This window comes from Gemmatimonadetes bacterium SCN 70-22, assembly GCA_001724275.1.
Lineage (GTDB): Bacteria > Gemmatimonadota > Gemmatimonadetes > Gemmatimonadales > Gemmatimonadaceae > SCN-70-22.
In genome coordinates this window covers 1-17,028 of the sequence record MEDZ01000077.1, presented here as the reverse complement: position 1 = coordinate 17,028, position 17,028 = coordinate 1, and the positions used below count along the sequence as shown (strand labels likewise).

Below are 17,028 nucleotides of genomic sequence, written 5' to 3'. Positions count from 1 at the left end.
GGGGTCACCCCACCGCACCTCGAACGTCAGCGTCGCCCACTTCGACGCGTAGTTCACCGGGGCGCTGGCGAGTTTCGGCATGTTTCGGAGCGCTCCCCCGTGCCGCTGCACCAGCGACCGCCACCCGCCGTCTGTCGCGCACCGCCCGGGCCAGCGACTCCAGCACCGGCACCGTATCGTTGAAGCCGATGCACGCATCGGTGATCGACACTCCGCGCCTGAGCGGCGCCCCGGGAACCAGGTCCTGGCGCCCTTCCTCCAGGTGGCTCTCGATCATGAGCCCCGTGACGTGCGCGTCGCCGGCTGCAATTCGTTCGCCCACGGCTTGGGCCACCTCCACCTGCCGGCGGAACTGCTTCTCGCTGTTGCCGTGCGACACGTCGATCATCACCTGCTCGCGCAGCCCCGCCGCGCGCAGCGTGGCGCAGCAGGCGGCCACGCTCTCGGCGTCGTAGTTCGGCCGCCTGCCGCCGCGCAGGATCACGTGGCAGTCGGCGTTCCCCGTCGTCTCGAAGATCGCGGCAACACCGAGTTTGGTCATCCCCATGAAGGCGTGCGGCGAGCGCGCCGCCATGATCGCGTCGGCCGCGACCTTCACGCTCCCATCCGTCCCGTTCTTGAACCCCACCGGGCAGCTCAACCCCGAGGCGAGCTGCCGGTGGCTCTGGCTCTCCGTCGTGCGCGCCCCGATCGCCCCCCAGGAGACGAGATCGGAGATGTACTGCGGGCTCAGCAGGTCCAGGAACTCCGTCCCCGTCGGCAGCCCCAACGAGGCCAGCTCCACCAGCAGGCGGCGCGCCCGCTCCAGCCCATCGTTGATGGCGAACGTCCCATCCAGGTGCGGGTCGTTGATGTACCCCTTCCATCCCACCGTGGTGCGCGGCTTCTCGAAGTAGGCGCGCATCACGATCAGCAGCTCGTCACCCAGCGTGTCGGCCACGCCCTTGAGGCGCTGGCCATATTCCAGCGCCTGCTCGTGATCGTGGATCGAGCACGGCCCCACCACGATGAGCAGCCGGTCGTCGCGCCCGTGCAAGATGTCGGCGATCGCGCCCCGCGTGCGCCCCACCAGCGCCAGCGACTCGTCCGGCACCGTCACCCGTTCCTGCAGCAGCGCCGGGACCACCAGCGGGCGGACCGCATCGATCCGGACGTCGTCAGTGAGCGAGTTGGCCTGTGCCGTGGCGCGCAGCATCGCGTCGCGGTCCGGGCGGTCGTGCGGGGGGTGGTTCGTGGGAGACATGGCAGATCGGCTGATGCTTGGGATGTCGTGCGGAACATCGTCAACCGCGCCCTCGAATTGCACCGTCGACTCGCCTTCGAGTGCCCCCGTGGGGAACTCCCCCCCTTCAATCGACTTCGTCTCGCTAGAATGCCGCTGGATTGGAGCGCGGCCCCCCGCCGTGGTCCGACGCGCTCCCCGTGCCGCCCCTCCACCGCTCCCCCACGTCATGACCGCTCCGCTCGAACTCGGCCTCGAGACCTTCGGCGACGTCACCCGCGATAGCGCCGGGCAGCTCCTCTCGCACCCCCAGGTCATCCGCGACGTCATCGACGAGGCCGTCCTCGCCGACCAGGTCGGCGTCGACTTCTTCGGCATCGGCGAGCACCATCGCGCCGACTTCGCCGTCTCCTCCCCCGAGATGGTCCTCGCGACAATCGCCGGCCGCACCACCCGCATCCGGCTCGGCTCGGCGGTCACCGTGCTCAGCTCGGATGATCCGGTGCGCGTCTTCCAGCGATTCTCCACCCTCGACGCCGCGTCGAATGGACGGGCCGAGATCATCCTCGGGCGCGGATCGTTCACCGAATCGTTTCCGTTGTTCGGCTTTCCGCTCGACCAGTACAACACCCTGTTCGAGGAGCGGCTGGATCTCTTTGCCGCCATTCTCGAGTCCGACCGCACCGGCACGCCGCTCAGCTGGCGCGGCACCACCCGCGCTCCGCTCAGCAACCAGCGCGTCTATCCGTCCACGACCAACGGCACCATCAAGACCTGGATCGGCGTCGGCGGGAGCCCCGAGTCGGTCGTGCGCGCCGCCAGGTACAAGCTGCCGCTGATCCTGGCCATCATCGGTGGCTCGCCGCTGCGCTTCGCGCCGTACGTCGACCTGTATCATCGCGCCCTGGGGGAGTTCGGCGTCGAGTCGCTCCCCATCGGCGTGCACTCGCACGGGCATGTCGCCGAGAGCGATGCGCAGGCGAAGGCCGAGCTCTGGCAGCCGTGGCGCGAGATGCGCGACCGCATCGGGGCCGAGCGCGGGTGGCCTCCCACCAGCCGCGCCGACTTCGAGCGCGAGGCCGAGGAGGGGTCGCTCTACGTCGGTGCGCCCGACACCGTGGCCCGGCGGATTGCGGCGACGGTGCAGGCGCTGGGGTTGGCGCGGTTCGACATCAAGTACAGCGCGGGGACGCTGGCGCACGAGGTGCTCATGCGGAGCATTGGGTTGTTTGGGGGGGAGGTGATGCCGAGGGTGCGGGCGATCCTCGAGGCGTCACACGAGACGGCTCCGGCGGCACGGCCGGCGTAAGGGGCGTTCTCGCGGCGGTCGAGTCGAGCATTACTCACGCGTGAGTGTACTCATGTATGAGTAGAGGACTTGATCGTCTTCACCCTGCCCCGCGCTCGCGGCGCCAGGCGATGAAGTCGTCGTACGACGGGAACGAGCGCGGCGGCACCGGCGCGCCCGGCTCGCCATCGACCGTCACGATTCCCTCACTCTCCAGCACGCGCGCCTCTGGCGACAGGGCGACGTCGCGGCGCAACTGCTCCAGTCGCGATCGCCCCAGGCGCTTCGAAGCATCGTCGTCCGCCGACGGCGCCCCGCGCTGGGCCGCGGCATACTGCCGAATCGCCTCGGCCACGATCCAGCTGCGCGATCGATCGTGCCGCGCCGCGAGTTCGTCGGCGGCGCGAAGCGTCTCGGGCGGGAGGGTGATCGAGATTCGGGCGAAGCGAAGGTTACCGGGCATATTCAATCATACTGAGTATTACCAAGTACTACGATTGTCTCCTCAGCGCCTGCTTGCGGGTGTGGGAATGGACAAGTACAATGTGTGTTAATGGATAAATAGACACTGTGTAAAAGGACAAACAAATAGTGAGTGAACGGACAAACAGGGTCCGTCACCAGCGCCACCTCCCCTCGACCAGTTGAACGGATGCCCCCCTACACGCCCAGAGTCGTCGAGACGGAAATCGACGAGCTGATGAGTGGTCTTGCCGCGGTGGCGCTGGAGGGGCCGAAGGGAGTCGGAAAGACGGCGACCGCCGAACGCCGGGCGACGACGATCTACCGGATGGACGACGACGCGCAGCGCCAATTGGTGAGCGCGAGTCCCAAGGTCGCGCTGCAAGCAGCGCCACCCGTATTGATCGACGAATGGCAGCGCCTCCCGCAGGTGTGGGACGCCGTGCGGCGATCCGTCGATGAGGGAGCGAGTCCCGGACGCTATCTCCTCACCGGATCGGCATTGCCGGCCGATGACGAGGTGGGCGCCCGCCCGCATTCCGGCGCCGGCCGCATCGTATCCGTACGAATGCGGCCGATGTCCCTCGCGGAACGCGGACTCGGCCCGACGACCGTCAGCCTGAAGGAGTTGCTGGGCGGTGGCCGTCCCGATGTCTCAGGCACGAGCCCGGTCGATCTGGCCCAGTATGCAGCCGAGGTCGTGGCGTCGGGTCTTCCCGGAATCCGGAGCCTGCAGGGGCGCGCGCGACGTGCGCAGCTCGACGGCTACCTGGAGCGCGTGGTGAACCGCGACGTTCTGGAGGCGGGACACCCGGTTCGGAAGTCCCACGCCCTCCGGCGTTGGATGACCGCATACGCCGCCGCGAGTGCGACGACCACGACCCTGGCGAAGATCCGCGATGCGGCGACCAGCGGCGATGGCCAGACGGCGACCAAGCCGACCATCCAGACATATCGAGAGGTCCTGGAGCGGCTCTACCTGCTCGACCCGGTGCCGGGCTGGACCCCGTCTCGCAGTCACCTCGCGCGGCTCGTCCAGGCCCCGCGGCACCACCTCGCCGACCCCGCGCTCGCCGCCCGACTCCTCGGCGCGGACGAGGGGGCGCTGCTCGCCGGCGAGACCTCTCCGCTATTCCGCGCGGAAAATGGAACGGCGAGCGAGACGACGGCGCCGCGTGACGGAACACTCTTCGGTCAGCTCTTCGAGTCCCTCGTGACGTTGTCGGTGCGCGTCTACGCCCAGGCGGCCGAGGCGCGAGTGCGCCACCTGCGGATGCAAGACGGGAGGCACGAGGTCGATCTCATCGTCGAACGCGCCGACCATCGCGTCGTCGCGATCGAGGTCAAGCTCAGCGCGTCGGTCGAGGATCGCGACGTGCGGCACCTGCTCTGGCTCAGGGAGCAACTTGGCAAGGACTTGCTGGACGCCGTCATCGTGACGACCGGCGAGCATGCGTACCGTCGAGCGGACGGCATTGCGGTGGTGCCGGCGGCGTTGCTCGGGGTGTGAGCGCGGGCGAGATGATGGCGAGTGCCGCCGAAGTCGTTGGCGGCACCCCCTCCCCTACTCCGCCCGTATCGCCCTCACCGGACTGATCCGCGTCACCCTGCGCGCCGGAATCCACGCCGCCGCCAGCGCCACCCCCAGCAGCACCAGCGGGGCCACCACGAACGCCAGCGGGTCCATCGCATTCACCCCGTACAGCACCCCGCTCAGGACCCTGGCCGCCGCCGCCGACAGCGCCAACCCCAGCGCGGCGCCGATCGCCATCAGCTGCAATCCGCCCCGCATCATCAGCCGCACCACCCGCCCCGCATCGGCCCCCATCGCCATGCGGATCCCCACTTCGCGCTCGCGCGTCGACACGGCATAGCTCACCACCCCGAACAGCCCGATCGAGGCCAGCACGAGGGCCAGGATGCCGAAGGCGGAGATCACCCACGCCCCCAGCCGGTGCGGAAGGAGCGAGGCCGCCAGGTGCCGCTCCATCGTCTTCGCCTCCACCACCACCACGTCGGGATCGAGGCGTCGCGCCGCCGCCATCACCGCGCCGATCAGCGCGTCGGCCCCGCCCTGCGTGCGCGCCACCAGCGTCATCCCCCCGGTGGGCGCCTGCGCGTACGGCTGGTACAGGAAGGGGACCGGATCCTCCCCCAGCGCCCGGATCTTCGAGTCGCCGGCCACGCCGATCACCGTCACCTCCGTCTCCCGCACGCGCATCGTCCGCCCGATCGCGCTCTGCCCGGGCCAGAACTTGCGCGCGAACGCTTCGCTCACGATCGCCACCGGGTTCCCGCCGGGGACGTCGGTCGCATCGAACGGACGTCCGTCGACGATGCGCACCGCCGCCGCGTCGAAGAACCCTTCGCTCACCCGGGCCCGGTCGACGCCGTGCGCCTCGCGCCCGGGCGGGCGGATCCACCTCCGGCTCCTGCAGCGACAGCACATCCGCCGGCGCCGACCCGAAGCCGGGATTGATGTCGAGCCGAGCCTGTAAGCTGCGGAGGAAGAGCGCCGACCCCACCAGGAGCACCAGCGACACCGCCACCTGCACCAGCCCCTAGGCCATCGTCGCCCCCGGCTTGAGCCGCGCCTGCACGAAGACCGACTGGTTGCGGCGCTCCTCCAGCTCGTTGACGCTCGACGGCTGCAAGTCGGCGGTCATCATCCGCGGGGCGTAGAAGGCCGGCGAGATCACCCGTAGCCCCCCGCGATACGCGGGCGACGCGATTCCCACCACGGTGTAGGGGCGCGCGTTGAGCCGGATCTCCTGACCCACCACCCGCGGGTCGCCCGCATACCGCCGCTGCCAGTATTCGTGCGAGAGCACCACCACCGGATGCGCCCCCGGCGCCACGTCGTCGGAGGGGAGGAGCGTGCGGCCGCGCTGCGCCCTGATCCCTAACAGCGAGAAGTAGTTCCCCGACACCAGTTCGCCGACCAGCGATTCCGGGCTCCCCCCGACGTCGGTCTGGGCCAGTGCGAGGCGAAAGCCCGCCACGTCGGCAAAGACGTGGGTCGTCTCATCCTGCAGGTCGCGCAGGTCGGGAAACGAGAGCGGCCCGTGCGTGAAGCCCGGGAGCGTCTTGTAGAGATCGACGAGTTCGCCCGGCCGGTCGAGCGGCGCCTTGCGCATCATGACGGCGTTGACCAGCGAGAAGATCGCGGTGTTCGCCCCGATCCCGATCCCGACCGACAAAATGGCGATGAGCGTGAAGCCCGGGCGCTTGAGGAGGCGTCGCGTCGCGACCCGCAGGTCCTGCAGCAGGCGTTCCATGGGGGGGAATACGAGCGGATACGGGCGGGGGTTTCTGGCGGACGAGGGTCGACCTCGGCGGCCTTCCGCTCGTGACACGCTGGGGGCGCGGTCATGGTGACGACGGGCGAGCAGGCGTATCGACTCGGCACCCGGTGACCTCGAGTCCTTCCTCGCCGCCGGCTTCACTCGCGCGCAGGTGCTCGAGGTGATCGTCGGCGTCGGCTTGAAGACCCTATCCAACTACACCAACCGTCTCGCTCACACCCCGCTCGACCGCGCCTTCGCGTCGGCGGCGTGGACGCAGACGGCCTGACCACAACTATATAGGAGCAGATCATGCCACTCGTACTGATCACCGGCATCGGCGGGTATCTCTCGCTTGCCCAGAAGCAGGAGCTCATTCGCCGCGTCACCGATGCCGTCCTTGCCGTGGAGGGCGAGGGGCTGCGGAACGTTACGTGGGTGACCATCCAGGACGTTTTGCCGGGCGCGTGGGGAGTCGGAGGGATGCCCGTGACGAATGAGGATCTGCGCGACCTGGCGCGCGGGGGGAACGACGGCAGCGCGGAGGCGGCGACGGCCGCCTAACGGCGCCCCGTGCGCACCACTGCGACCGCTCTCGCGCGGCGAGCCCGATCCCTGTGCGTCGAGTTCGCCGCGCGAGGCGCGTGATGCGAGGTCAGGCGCCGACCGCGACTGCCGTTGATCCATCGAGAGGGCCATGAAGGAGGAGCCGCCCGTATAGCGCCGCCACCGCTAGCAGCAACAGCGCGAACGCCCGAACCGCGAGCGGCGCGTCGTTCGCCGTCAAGAGTCCGAGGCCGCTGACCAGGTACGGCACGAGGTTGAGCATCACGGCCGGCCGTGAATGCCGCCGATGGCGGTGGTGCGGGTCGACCAGTTGAACAGCGCGATGCCCAGCCAGGCCGCAGCGATCAGCTGTCCCAGCCATGCGAGGGCGGGCGGGAAGGCGGGAACTAGGCGCGGCAGCAGGGAGGCGGAGGCGAAGAGCAGCGACAGGCCGCCGGCGGCCAGGAGGTCGGCGCTGGCGCGGGCGACGAGGGAAGAGTTCATGAGAAGAGGGATTGCGGGGGCGAGTGGGCGCGACCGCGATGCATCCAAGTCAGTCTGTTCGCCCGGCGGGAGTTCCCTTGGTGGTGGGCTCGCAGCAGCGACGAACGATCCGGTGTCGATCTGGGCGCAGCAGGTGACGCGCCTCTTCCACAATTGCATCGGGCACCTGCTCGAGCCCATCGCCGAGCAGGCGGGGGCCTTGGCGGGGGTCCCCGATGTTAGCGCGTTAAGCTCGCTCCGCCTTAGGAAGCCCGGCCCGCTGGCCCTTGGCCCGCACGTAGAAGTGGTTCCACTTGGGGGCGCAGCTCAGGGGGACCCTCAGTGACCACTGCTCGAAGGACGCGACAGTGTGCCGCAGGTGCGTGAGGCCGCTTCGAACTAGCGTAACACTAGGCTCGCAATGGGATCTTACGGGCGCCGAGGAGCGCACTGAGTACAACCGTCAGCGTCACAGCTGCTGCGTACGCACCCTTGCGCGTGAGGTGATCAGGAGGCGTCGAGACCGAGAGAAATGAGAACCAAGCGCCGGCGGCAAGAAGCACCACACTCGCGACCAGCACCGAAATTTCCTTACGTACGCGAAACCGTAAACTAACTCCAGCGCCTCCGCACCAGTCGGAATGCGGAGCAGGCTGCATCGGTGCCTCGAAGTTGACTCCGGCTTGACGCTCCGACACTTCCTCCGTCCGAGACACGCGCAACTGCACTGCTTGGATGCCGTGCGGTCGGAGAGGCACCTTTGACCCGCCAACCAGGCGTATGTGAGCCTGTGCATCTGGCGTCACCGTGACGACTGAAGAAACAAATGAGCTCGCTGCCGTGACATTGCCCGGGGCTCCGTCGAGCGGCTCCTCGACGGTGGACGGCGTAGTCGTGGCTATCTCCACAGCAATCGTGGATCCCTCAGTTACCACGTATTCTGCCTCATCCATGGCATCGCCGCCGAGCCGTAGCACCCTTGGCTCAACACGATTCTTGATCGGAGTCGACTTCCATCCCGAGGTATAGACATTTCGGACACGAAAGAACACATCGCCTGCGAACTGCATGGGCGAGGTTCCTAGCGCATCCACAACCTTCTGCCAGCGATCATCAAGTGCGCTAGGCGAGCACACCTCCCCGTGAAGCCTCTGCCAGAGATCCCGGTCCTTCGCAACAGTCACCCACGATAGCGGAGGAGTCTGGTCACTCGAAATGAGTTCGCTGATGAGCGGGGACGCGACCTTGCTACTGTCAGTTACTGGGTATTGACTAAGCTCAAGGTCTAGCCACACTTCGCGCGAGCTCTCTACAATCGCGTGTACGGTCGCCAAGCGCGTCACAGCAAACAGCGCTTTCTCGTTGGCCCACTCGGCGCTGGACGGCGCTTTCTCGTATCGCTGGTAGCTCGGCAACTGCCAATACACCAGAATCGCAGGAATTCTTCCGACCGCCGGAATCTCGCGACTTTGCTCAACCAGACGAAGGGCCGCAGCAGATAGGTAGTCGCGGCGATAGTTGTACCGACACATCGCTCCAACTGGCAGAGCGAGCAAGTCGTGAACGTCTTTGTAGTACGCGGGGCGATTCGAAGTAGCGGCCGTGTCGAAGATCACCCAAGTCTTGGGTCGGTCTGTGGTCGCGTCATTAGTATTACCGGTCACCGGATGTATCCTCCTAGGCGAGCACGCTCAGACACCAGTGCCGACGAACCGACGTGGCGGCGGATAAGAAACTGAAGATCATGACGCGCAGAAAGTCGTTTGAAGGCCAGAAGTCGCCAGCTCTCTACGATATCCTCCTCCGACATGCCATACTCTGCGGCGACATAGTTACCTGAGTCGTCTGTCCCCGTGCCCTGGCGGCGCGGAACGTGAGCCAGGTAGACTGCCTTCGATGCACCGCGACGGAGTACGGTATCACCCGGGATGCCACACGAACGCAGCGCATAGCGCAATGCAGCGAGGATGTTGGACTGCGCGCTAGAGTGTCTGGTCCCACGGCAGAGACTCCGAGCTATTGAGAAGGTCCTGCTTGAAAGTGACGCGGTGCTAAAGCCCGTGGTCTCGCCAACGTGGCGATACAATCCACCGGCCACCAGAGGAATGCGATTGAACACGGGGCAGTGAACGCCCGTTGCGCAGAGCGCAACTAAGGTGCGAAGGGGCGCTTTATATCGGCGACGAAAATCGTCGTTGAGGGAGCGCGAGGCTGCTAGCGCCGCCACCAGCTTACCTCCGAGCATCCATGAGTACGGCTGCACAGACATACAGGTCGAGACATCCATGCAGCGGGCGAGGCCAGCGTGCTTCTCCTCTGGGTTGTGATCCCAGCCCAGCGCCCTGTCTCGAGCGCCCAAGCTATACAAGCTGCTCGCAAGTCCCAGGCCTCCGATTAGCCATGTCCTGGTTCAGCGAGAATGTGACAGGTGGGGTAGGGCTTCAGTGTACCACGGCGAGCAGGTCGGACGGCTCGGTTGAGGGGACGGATGCAGCGGCCCGGCGTCGTGCCCGCGCCGCTTCGAGCTTCTGATCGCGGGCCGCCCAGATGGCGTCGGCGCGGCCCACCAGCGCATCGGCGGGCGTGATGTAGCCAAGTGCGCTGTGCAGGCGGTGGTGATTGTAGTGGTCGACGAAGCGGGTCACCAGTCGGCGGGCCTCCTCGAGCGAGGCGGGCGCCTGTGGGCGGATGGACTCGGTCTTGAGGGTCTGGTGCCAGCGTTCGAGCTTGCCGTTTGACTGCGGATAGTACGGCGACGTGCGGACGTGGGTCATGCCCGCCAGGCGCACGAACTCCTTGAAATCCCGCGCGATGAACTGTGGCCCGTTGTCGGAGATGATCCGGGGCCGCGCGTCGGGATACTGTTCGCGCGCCCGTTGCAGGACCGTCTCGACGTCGGCGGTGGTCATGCGCTCGCGCAGCTCCCAGTGCACGAGGAAGCGCGTCGCCCCGTCGAGGAGCGAACAGAGGTAGTAGAACGTCCCGGCCAGGTTCACGTAGCTGATGTCGATGTGCCAGTGCTCGTGCGGGGCGACAGGCTGCGTGAAGCCCGTCCCTTTGCGCGAGGGCCTCCGGTTCCAGCGGTCGAGCACCCCGGCCGCCCGGAGCACGCGATACACCGTGGCCGGACTCACCGCCACGACGTTCGCGTCCAGCATCATGTACGTCATGCGGCGGTAGCCCTCCGGCGCGTGCGTGTCGTGATAGGTCAGGATCGCGTCGCGTTCCGCTGGTTGCAGCCAGTGGTCGCGCGGCACCGGGCCGTTGGGGGTGTTGGCGCGGCCGTAGCGCGCCGCCCAGCGGTAGAACTGCGCCGGGGCGACGCCCAGGCGCGCCAGCACCCAGCGCACCGACTGGTCGGTCCGGGCGCTGAACGTCCGCACGAAATCGACGACCGCGTCGCGGAGATCGGGGGGCACCCATCGGTCGGTCAGGGCCCCCCAAGCTTTTTTTTCAACGCGAGATACTCCTCCGAGACCTCGGCGATCACCGCGTCCTTCTTCGCCAGCTTCGCTTCGAGCGCCGCGACCCGTGCCCGCTCGGCCGCGCCGGCGTGGGCGACGCCGCGCTGCGTGCGTCCATCCTGCAAGGCGGCCCCCAGGTGCTCGAAGGCCTGCCGCTGCCAGAGATAGAAGAGCGTGGGCTGGATCGCGAACTCGTCGCACAGATCCGAGACGGGCACCTTGTCGACGAGATGCCGCCGCAGGATCGTGGCCTTCTCCTCAGGCGTGAACTGCCGCCGCGCTGGTTTCTCCGCGCTGGTTTCTTGCCGTTCCGTCGACTCATGGACTCCTCCGGGTACCTCCATAGTGTGGAGGCAGTGGGAGTCACATTTCAACTGAGGCAGGACACGGTGTCCTCGCGGCGATCATTCACAACAACGCGCTTGAGCGGGTAGTCAATGATCTGGGAACATCGATCCTCACGTCGCATGAAGCGGTATCGTTGTACAACCATTGCGCGCGACTATTCAGCAGTCGCAGGCAGGTTGCCAGAGCACTAAGAATGCTTGAACAGTCGCTCCGGCGTGACTGGTCCCAGACCAACCCGGCGAGGTATCTTCAGGCGTACGTTCTCCTCGGCAGCCTTGATGGCAATGAGAAGGCCTCGGCGATCGCGAAACGCATCATTCACCAAGCCCCGAACCGTGAGCACCTTTATCACGCGATCCTTGTCCTAGCGAGGTTGGGTGATTTCCAGGCGGCCGCCGATGGTCGCGCGAAGTTCGAGAGGACACTCACAGCGACCGCAGGTGACGAAGGCGAGCTTAAGGAACTCGATGCGGCTCTGAATCAGCTCCGTGCTGCCGCTCATGGCACACGACCGTCCAGCGTCCTGGCGGGAATTCTGGCGGAGGCACGTGCGGGTGATCACCTGAGCGAGAAACTCATCGCATCGGCGAGTACGCTTTTGGCGCGGGTGCCGGATTACCACGCGCTCGTGGAGAAGGTCAGTCGCTTCGCGACGCAGTCGTTTCATGGCAGCGCAGATAGGACGCCCGCCGGCGCAACAGCCTTGCTGGTTGCGGAGGCATGGCGAGCACATGTCGCAGCCCATGATGGTGGGGAGCGCAAGTATCCGGCTATTACGCTCTCGGCGCTCTTGGCGAACGCGGCACATCTAACTTTGCTCGCGGCCAAGGTTCACGACCTAGCTGCCTGCCGCCGCGAGTTGGACCGAGCTGTGAGTCTGGATCCTAACAACGTGTGGGCTAGGCTCTGGCTCAGTGATCTGCTCCACAACGCCGGCGACAGCGACGCCGCGATCAGCAATGCCCGAGCTGCGTTAGCCGAGGCCCCGCAGAACCCTTGGTGTCATATTGCGCTCGCAGGCCGCGTCCTGGACCAACCGCGACTCACCGCGGATGCGGTGCGGGAGGCCGTGAGCATACTCGACGCGCTTCTAGCAAGACCCCTGACCCAAGCGAACGGCGTCGCCACCTCCTTTCGCCCATCCGGGACCGAGGCTAGGTGGCGAAGTGCGGCTACCGAACTCCTATCCCAGGCGACTGCAAGACTGACCGAACTCTCGGCGTGAGGAGTCGGCAGCGTGACTGTGACGGGCAGTGCAGCCCTTGCAATATCGTGCCGAGCACCCCGTTGCCGAGGCAACGCCTGTTCAGCAAAGTGAGTTGGGTCTGATTGCGCCAACACGATTCATGTCGTCGGTCTGACGTTGCTTCTCTCCAGCCATCGCGTCCACGCGGCTCCATCGTTGCGGCGTCTTCCTCGCAGGGCATGCTTCCGTTCAGAATCAGCTGCACGGCTTACTGGCCTGAACCCTCGCCCACGTCCGAGCGCTCGCACTAGATCCGACCTGATCCTGAAGCTGCGCAACGACGTGGGTGATGTGATGCACGACTGACGCGGTCCTCCATTGCACCGCGTTACCGGTTCCGTTCGCCGGATCGGTCCAACAGCCGATCCGCTGGTCGCCCCACGAGAACGCCGCACCATCATAGTCCGGACGGGCCACGAGCAGGCGGCAGTGACCGTGCATTTGGTCGTGGCCTAGCCCAGTTCCGTTGTTCGACTGGCGCCCACGGAATACCAGAACCGCGTCGTCGATCGTGTAGCGAAGGCTCACGCTGCCCGGCACTTCCGGGGAGGGGTGATAGCGGGCGCACTGCGTCGTGTAGTCACCAAACGCCAGCAGCCGTTCGTTCGCCGGCGTGGTGACATGCTCGCGCCACCAAGTTGTCCACTCGGTCCGAGGCTCCGATGCCACGCCTGGTTGATACTGGGTGAGGTCGGTTGGGAACACACCGGCCAGCACGACCACCGACGCATACTGGTTTGCGTTGCGCAGCATCGTTCGAATCTGCCCATGGGACGTCGCCACAGGCGCGTCTTTCAGGTCGACGACAATGTGAACGGTTTCTGGACCGAGGCCCGTCGCCCGAAGCGCTGCCGCGATGCGCGAGGCCAGCTGCGCGCTGACATCGCCGACTCCAAGCCGAAGCCCGAGCTCACAGCGGGTCCGGGCGATGTTCGGCAAGGCTGCAGCGCTCGCCAGTGATGACAGATCTGCCAACGGGATCACGCGCGTGCTCGCAGGAACCCGAGTCGCATACTCCCTCCAGAGATCGACCCCCGACCAAATCGCGCTGGGCTGCGCCAGACCGAAATAGATGAAACTCCGCGTACCCGCAGGCGTGGCCGCCACAGAAGAATCCAGCACCCGCGACACGTACTCCGCCGGCGTCTGAGGGGCACGGCGCTTCCGCCCGGTGGTGTTGGCGCCCGGCGTCTGCCAGTCGGGAATGAACTCCACGATCGGCGCAATTCGCTGGCGAACGCCGGGAGTGAGTTGTTTCAGCGCTTGCCACTCAGACGCCTTTGCTCGCAGGACGGGCGAGTACGTCCGCCAGTCGTCCACGGTCGGCGCACCAAGAAACGTGTCAATCAAAGCGGACCTCCGGAAACAGGCGGCGAACCTTGCCCGCGCCAACCAGAGGACCCAGTAACCGGAAATTCCGCTTCTCGTGCCGAACGCGTCCCGCAACCACGGCGGGACTCACGCCCACTTCATCAGCGAGTGCAACCGCGGCATCCGCGGACGGCGCGAACGCCACAGCGCTCGCCTGCCACTGCGCCGACGGGACAAGGCTCTCGCGCGCGAACGCATCCGCTTCACTCTCTCGCGGATCAGTTGCGCCTTCGACATCCAGGTCATCAAAGTACTCCTGCGTCTCCGCCGCCGAGGAGCCTGCGAGATGACGCACCACATGCGCGCATTCATGCAGCAGTGTGAACCAGAAGTTGTCCAGCCGGTCGTACCGGATCGTGAGAGCGACCACCGGAGTTCCCTTCTCGGTGAGCAGCGCCGCGCCGTCGAGTCGCGTGCGCGGAAGGTGGCCCTCGACCACCATCACCACCCCACGGTCGGAAAGCCACTCGCGCGCCAGGCGTGGCCCTTCGTCCAGGCGGCTCAACTGAACGAGCCCGCGAATCTGCTCGGGGTCGAACGCTCGCGGATCGAAACGGCGCGCCGGCGGGTGCTCCTTCGCGACGGTAAGCACGCGCGCCGACCATGCGGCGAGCGCGAAATCGTCCATGCCCTTGGCCGCGCGAACGTGTGCAGATCGGCGGTAGAGCGGCGCGGACGCCAGTCCCGCGCTCGCCTGCGCAAAGAACGGCGCGAGTGCCTCGCGCGCTCGTTCACGGGTCCACTCGCCCGCCCGTTGCGCATCGAGCCATCCACGTGCGATCATCTCGCGAATCGGGAACCGTTCCCAAGGGATGACTGCTTGCTGATCGTCCTCAGGAGGCGAAGCCGGATTGATCAGGGCTTCTGCGGGGATGCCAAGCCCCTCGTGCAAAGCACGAATCATGGCGATACTGAGCGACCGCTTCCGCCCGAGGACTTCGGACACGCGACTCCGTCCGCCGAGGTAGGGTTCGAGGTCGCGCGGCTTGAGTCCGAGCTGATCCATGCGGAAGATAATCGCATCCACGGCATCGACCTCAGGCGCCGCCACTTCGCGACCCTCGTAGTCCGCAAGGAGTACGAGGAGCACGTCCAGCCGGTCGCGATCGGCCGATCCTCTCGGCGGATCGAGATCGAGCAGGCGATCGAGTTCGCGACGCATCTCGTCGTAATCCGCTCGGGAGCGGATCACGCGGATGCCAGCGCGCGGGTGTTCGGGGTTGCCGTGTACCATACTAGAACGTCCACCGGTCGTATTCGGCGTGCGTGCCGACGCGCCGGACGATGACTGAGCCACTCTGATAGTCCACCGTGACGTGGAGCCTGAACCGGTTATGCCTGATGTTGAAGACCACGTCCCTCCCACCCACTATCGTTGCCTTCGGGTAGCGGGCTTTCAGTTCGTGGGGATTGGACCAGTTCGCCGCTTGCACCTCCAGTCGCCAAGCCTCCACGTCCTGCCTAGCGTCGGGGTGCCGCTCGGCGAACTCAGCCAAGAGCAGAGCCCCGATCAGGCGCATGAAATTCACCAAGGAATTGTTCCCAAATATGGAACATAGCCAATCGGCTGTCAAGGTCGGGGATCTGGCTCCGGCGTCCAGAAGTTATCTTCGGCATATATTCGGTATAGCGGAGGAGGGCTACGCCCAAGCCTGCACGCTCGGGCCGGATCCACGCACCGACGCCCGGCTGACGGATCGGGACATCAGGCGGGCGCTGAAGGGCGTCTTCCAGATCGGGGGTTTGACCGGGTCTGACCTCATAGTAGAGGAGGTCGAATGCTGGCGGGGTTACGTCCGGGCGGACTACCTCTGCTTGCGCGACGACGATCTCGCCGTGATCGAGATCAAGAGTGACCGGGACACGTTGTCACGGTTCGACGAGCAGGTGCGCGTCTACAGCGCGATCGCCGATCGCGTCACACTGATCGTCGGGTGGAGTCTCGCGGCGCGCGCTCTACGCAAGGCGCCATGGTGGTGGCAGGTGCTGCTTGCAGAGCGCACGGAGAACGCGGAGCCGCGTTTCGTTCCGCTTAGAGACGGGGCACGTAATCCGACGGTTGACGCTACGGCGCTGCTTTCGATGCTTCCGACGACCGATCTTCGTGTCCTCGCCAAGCATGTAGGCGTCCGCGAGACAAATCAGCCGCACCACCTTCGCGAACTTGTCGCGCTCCGCGCGTCCGAAGAAGACCTGAGAAACGCCGTTCGTCGCTGGCTGACTCGCATCTCGGACCAGCGCAGGAGTCTTCAATCGTGACCGATCAGAGCGAACGCATCGTCAACAAGCTGCGGAGCCGACCGTTGTGGTGCCTGACAACGTGCTCTTCGAGAGCGGCGCTGGTGAGAACGTTCGTGCAAGCTCCTTGAGGAGTGCGAGGTTCACACGACGCTCCGCCTTCCAACAGGGATTTTCTATGCGCAGGGTGTGAAGGCCAACGTGCTCTTCTTCGACCGTCAGCCCGAGCGATAGAGTCGTGGACCCAGACGGGCTGGTTCTACGATCTGCCGACGAACAAGGAGTTTACGCTCAAGCAGCGCCGCATGACGCGCGCAGACCTCGATGAGTTCGTTGCCTGCTACAAACCAGAGAATCGTAAGAAACGCAAACTGTTATGGACTTGGAAAAGCACCCAGACGGCCGTTGGCGTTCGTTCGGATACGTTGAACTGATCACGCGCGACAAGTGCAGTCTTGACATCTTCTGGGTGAAGGATGAGTCGCTCGAGGATTCCGCGAACCTCCCGGAGCCCCACGTCCTGGCTGGCGAGATCGCCGACGCCTTGCCCTCTGCACTGGAACAGATCGAGAGCGTTCTAGCGAATCTGACCCAACGAGGCAGTGGTCGCTGGGGAGGGATCGGAGCGCAGCAGCCCAACGATGCAATGAAGCTGACGAGCGGTCTATGGAAGGCTCGCTTCGCTCGCGATTGGTTTGATCCGCTCGCAGCTTATTACGGGCGTTAGCCGGATGACTCACGAAGACGTGCTTGGCGAGGCGCCGTTCACTGCTCGCGTGCGCGTGGCGCTGTCGATCGCGCGCGCCCTCGCCGCGGCCATGGGCCACGACGATGTCACCGAAGTGCATGTGCTCGTCGGCATTCTGCGGAAGGGTGAGAACCCCGCGGTCGCTGTGCTTCTGGACGCCGGAGTTCCCCTCGACGCCCTCCGCCACGATCTCGAACAGCTGCTCGAGCCTCGCGGGCGCCCACGCCCCCTGTCAAGGATCACCCACTCTTACGCAGTTGGCGATCACCCAGTCTTACGCACCGGGTTTGTTCGACTTCCTGGGGGCATCACCTCCTGAGGGGGTTGG

General features: G+C 66.0%; 15 protein-coding genes and 1 pseudogene. 6 read left to right on the top strand and 10 right to left on the bottom strand.

The window, feature by feature from the left end; translation table 11 throughout:
- Positions 1 to 127: 127 nt before the first annotated feature.
- Positions 128 to 1,195: pseudogene (locus ABS52_19350) on the bottom strand (3-deoxy-7-phosphoheptulonate synthase).
- A 256-nt stretch (positions 1,196 to 1,451) separates the two neighbouring features.
- On the opposite strand from ABS52_19350, the gene ABS52_19345 reads away from it, so the two are divergent.
- The gene (locus ABS52_19345; protein ID ODS99943.1) at positions 1,452 to 2,531 is read left to right on the top strand and encodes a luciferase; all 1,080 of its coding nucleotides are present in this window, start codon (positions 1,452 to 1,454) and stop codon (positions 2,529 to 2,531) included.
- A gap of 79 nt (positions 2,532 to 2,610) precedes the next feature.
- Here ABS52_19345 and ABS52_19340 read toward each other — a convergent pair whose 3' ends face one another.
- On the bottom strand, positions 2,611 to 2,973 hold the full coding sequence (locus tag ABS52_19340) for a hypothetical protein (GenBank protein ODS99942.1): 363 nt from the start codon (positions 2,971 to 2,973) through the stop codon (positions 2,611 to 2,613).
- Between the two features lie 189 nt (positions 2,974 to 3,162).
- Between ABS52_19340 and ABS52_19335 the strand changes: the two genes are divergently transcribed.
- Complete coding sequence (locus tag ABS52_19335; protein ODS99941.1) at positions 3,163 to 4,482, top strand: AAA family ATPase; 1,320 nt, start codon at positions 3,163 to 3,165, stop codon at positions 4,480 to 4,482.
- A 54-nt stretch (positions 4,483 to 4,536) separates the two neighbouring features.
- On the opposite strand, the gene ABS52_19330 is transcribed toward ABS52_19335, so the two are convergent.
- Positions 4,537 to 5,346, bottom strand: a complete 810-nt coding sequence (locus tag ABS52_19330; protein ID ODS99940.1) for a hypothetical protein — start codon at positions 5,344 to 5,346, stop codon at positions 4,537 to 4,539.
- 187 nt (positions 5,347 to 5,533) lie between these two features.
- The gene (locus ABS52_19325; protein ODS99939.1) at positions 5,534 to 6,250 is read right to left on the bottom strand and encodes a hypothetical protein; all 717 of its coding nucleotides are present in this window, start codon (positions 6,248 to 6,250) and stop codon (positions 5,534 to 5,536) included.
- A gap of 318 nt (positions 6,251 to 6,568) precedes the next feature.
- On the opposite strand from ABS52_19325, the gene ABS52_19320 reads away from it, so the two are divergent.
- On the top strand, positions 6,569 to 6,820 hold the full coding sequence (locus tag ABS52_19320; GenBank protein ODS99938.1) for a 4-oxalocrotonate tautomerase: 252 nt from the start codon (positions 6,569 to 6,571) through the stop codon (positions 6,818 to 6,820).
- 264 nt (positions 6,821 to 7,084) lie between these two features.
- Here the strand turns inward: ABS52_19320 and ABS52_19315 are convergent, their stop codons facing one another.
- Positions 7,085 to 7,306, bottom strand: a complete 222-nt coding sequence (locus ABS52_19315) for a hypothetical protein (GenBank protein ODS99937.1) — start codon at positions 7,304 to 7,306, stop codon at positions 7,085 to 7,087.
- Positions 7,307 to 7,418: 112 nt separating this feature from the next.
- Here ABS52_19315 and ABS52_19310 point away from each other — a divergent pair, with 112 nt between their 5' ends.
- On the top strand, positions 7,419 to 7,631 hold the full coding sequence (locus tag ABS52_19310; GenBank protein ID ODS99936.1) for a hypothetical protein: 213 nt from the start codon (positions 7,419 to 7,421) through the stop codon (positions 7,629 to 7,631).
- A gap of 2,095 nt (positions 7,632 to 9,726) precedes the next feature.
- On the opposite strand, the gene ABS52_19305 is transcribed toward ABS52_19310, so the two are convergent.
- The 5 genes from ABS52_19305 to ABS52_19285 form a co-directional block, all read right to left on the bottom strand.
- Positions 9,727 to 10,614 (bottom strand): integrase, encoded by an 888-nt coding sequence (locus ABS52_19305; protein ODS99957.1) that lies wholly within the window; start codon positions 10,612 to 10,614, stop codon positions 9,727 to 9,729.
- A gap of 101 nt (positions 10,615 to 10,715) precedes the next feature.
- A complete protein-coding gene (locus ABS52_19300) occupies positions 10,716 to 10,994 on the bottom strand; it encodes a hypothetical protein (protein ODS99956.1) in 279 nt (92 codons plus the stop codon).
- A gap of 1,544 nt (positions 10,995 to 12,538) precedes the next feature.
- A complete protein-coding gene (locus tag ABS52_19295; protein ID ODS99935.1) occupies positions 12,539 to 13,558 on the bottom strand; it encodes a hypothetical protein in 1,020 nt (339 codons plus the stop codon).
- 127 nt (positions 13,559 to 13,685) lie between these two features.
- Positions 13,686 to 14,948: a hypothetical protein gene (locus ABS52_19290; GenBank protein ID ODS99934.1), complete on the bottom strand. Its 1,263-nt coding sequence runs from the start codon at positions 14,946 to 14,948 to the stop codon at positions 13,686 to 13,688.
- A gap of 1 nt (position 14,949) precedes the next feature.
- Positions 14,950 to 15,234, bottom strand: a complete 285-nt coding sequence (locus ABS52_19285; GenBank protein ODS99933.1) for a hypothetical protein — start codon at positions 15,232 to 15,234, stop codon at positions 14,950 to 14,952.
- 28 nt (positions 15,235 to 15,262) lie between these two features.
- Between ABS52_19285 and ABS52_19280 the strand changes: the two genes are divergently transcribed.
- Positions 15,263 to 15,973 carry a hypothetical protein gene (locus tag ABS52_19280; GenBank protein ID ODS99932.1) on the top strand — a complete coding sequence of 237 codons (711 nt, stop codon included), beginning with the start codon at positions 15,263 to 15,265 and terminating at the stop codon, positions 15,971 to 15,973.
- A gap of 674 nt (positions 15,974 to 16,647) precedes the next feature.
- Positions 16,648 to 17,019, top strand: coding sequence for a hypothetical protein (locus tag ABS52_19275; protein ODS99931.1), 372 nt, complete (start codon positions 16,648 to 16,650; stop codon positions 17,017 to 17,019).
- Positions 17,020 to 17,028 lie beyond the last annotated feature (9 nt).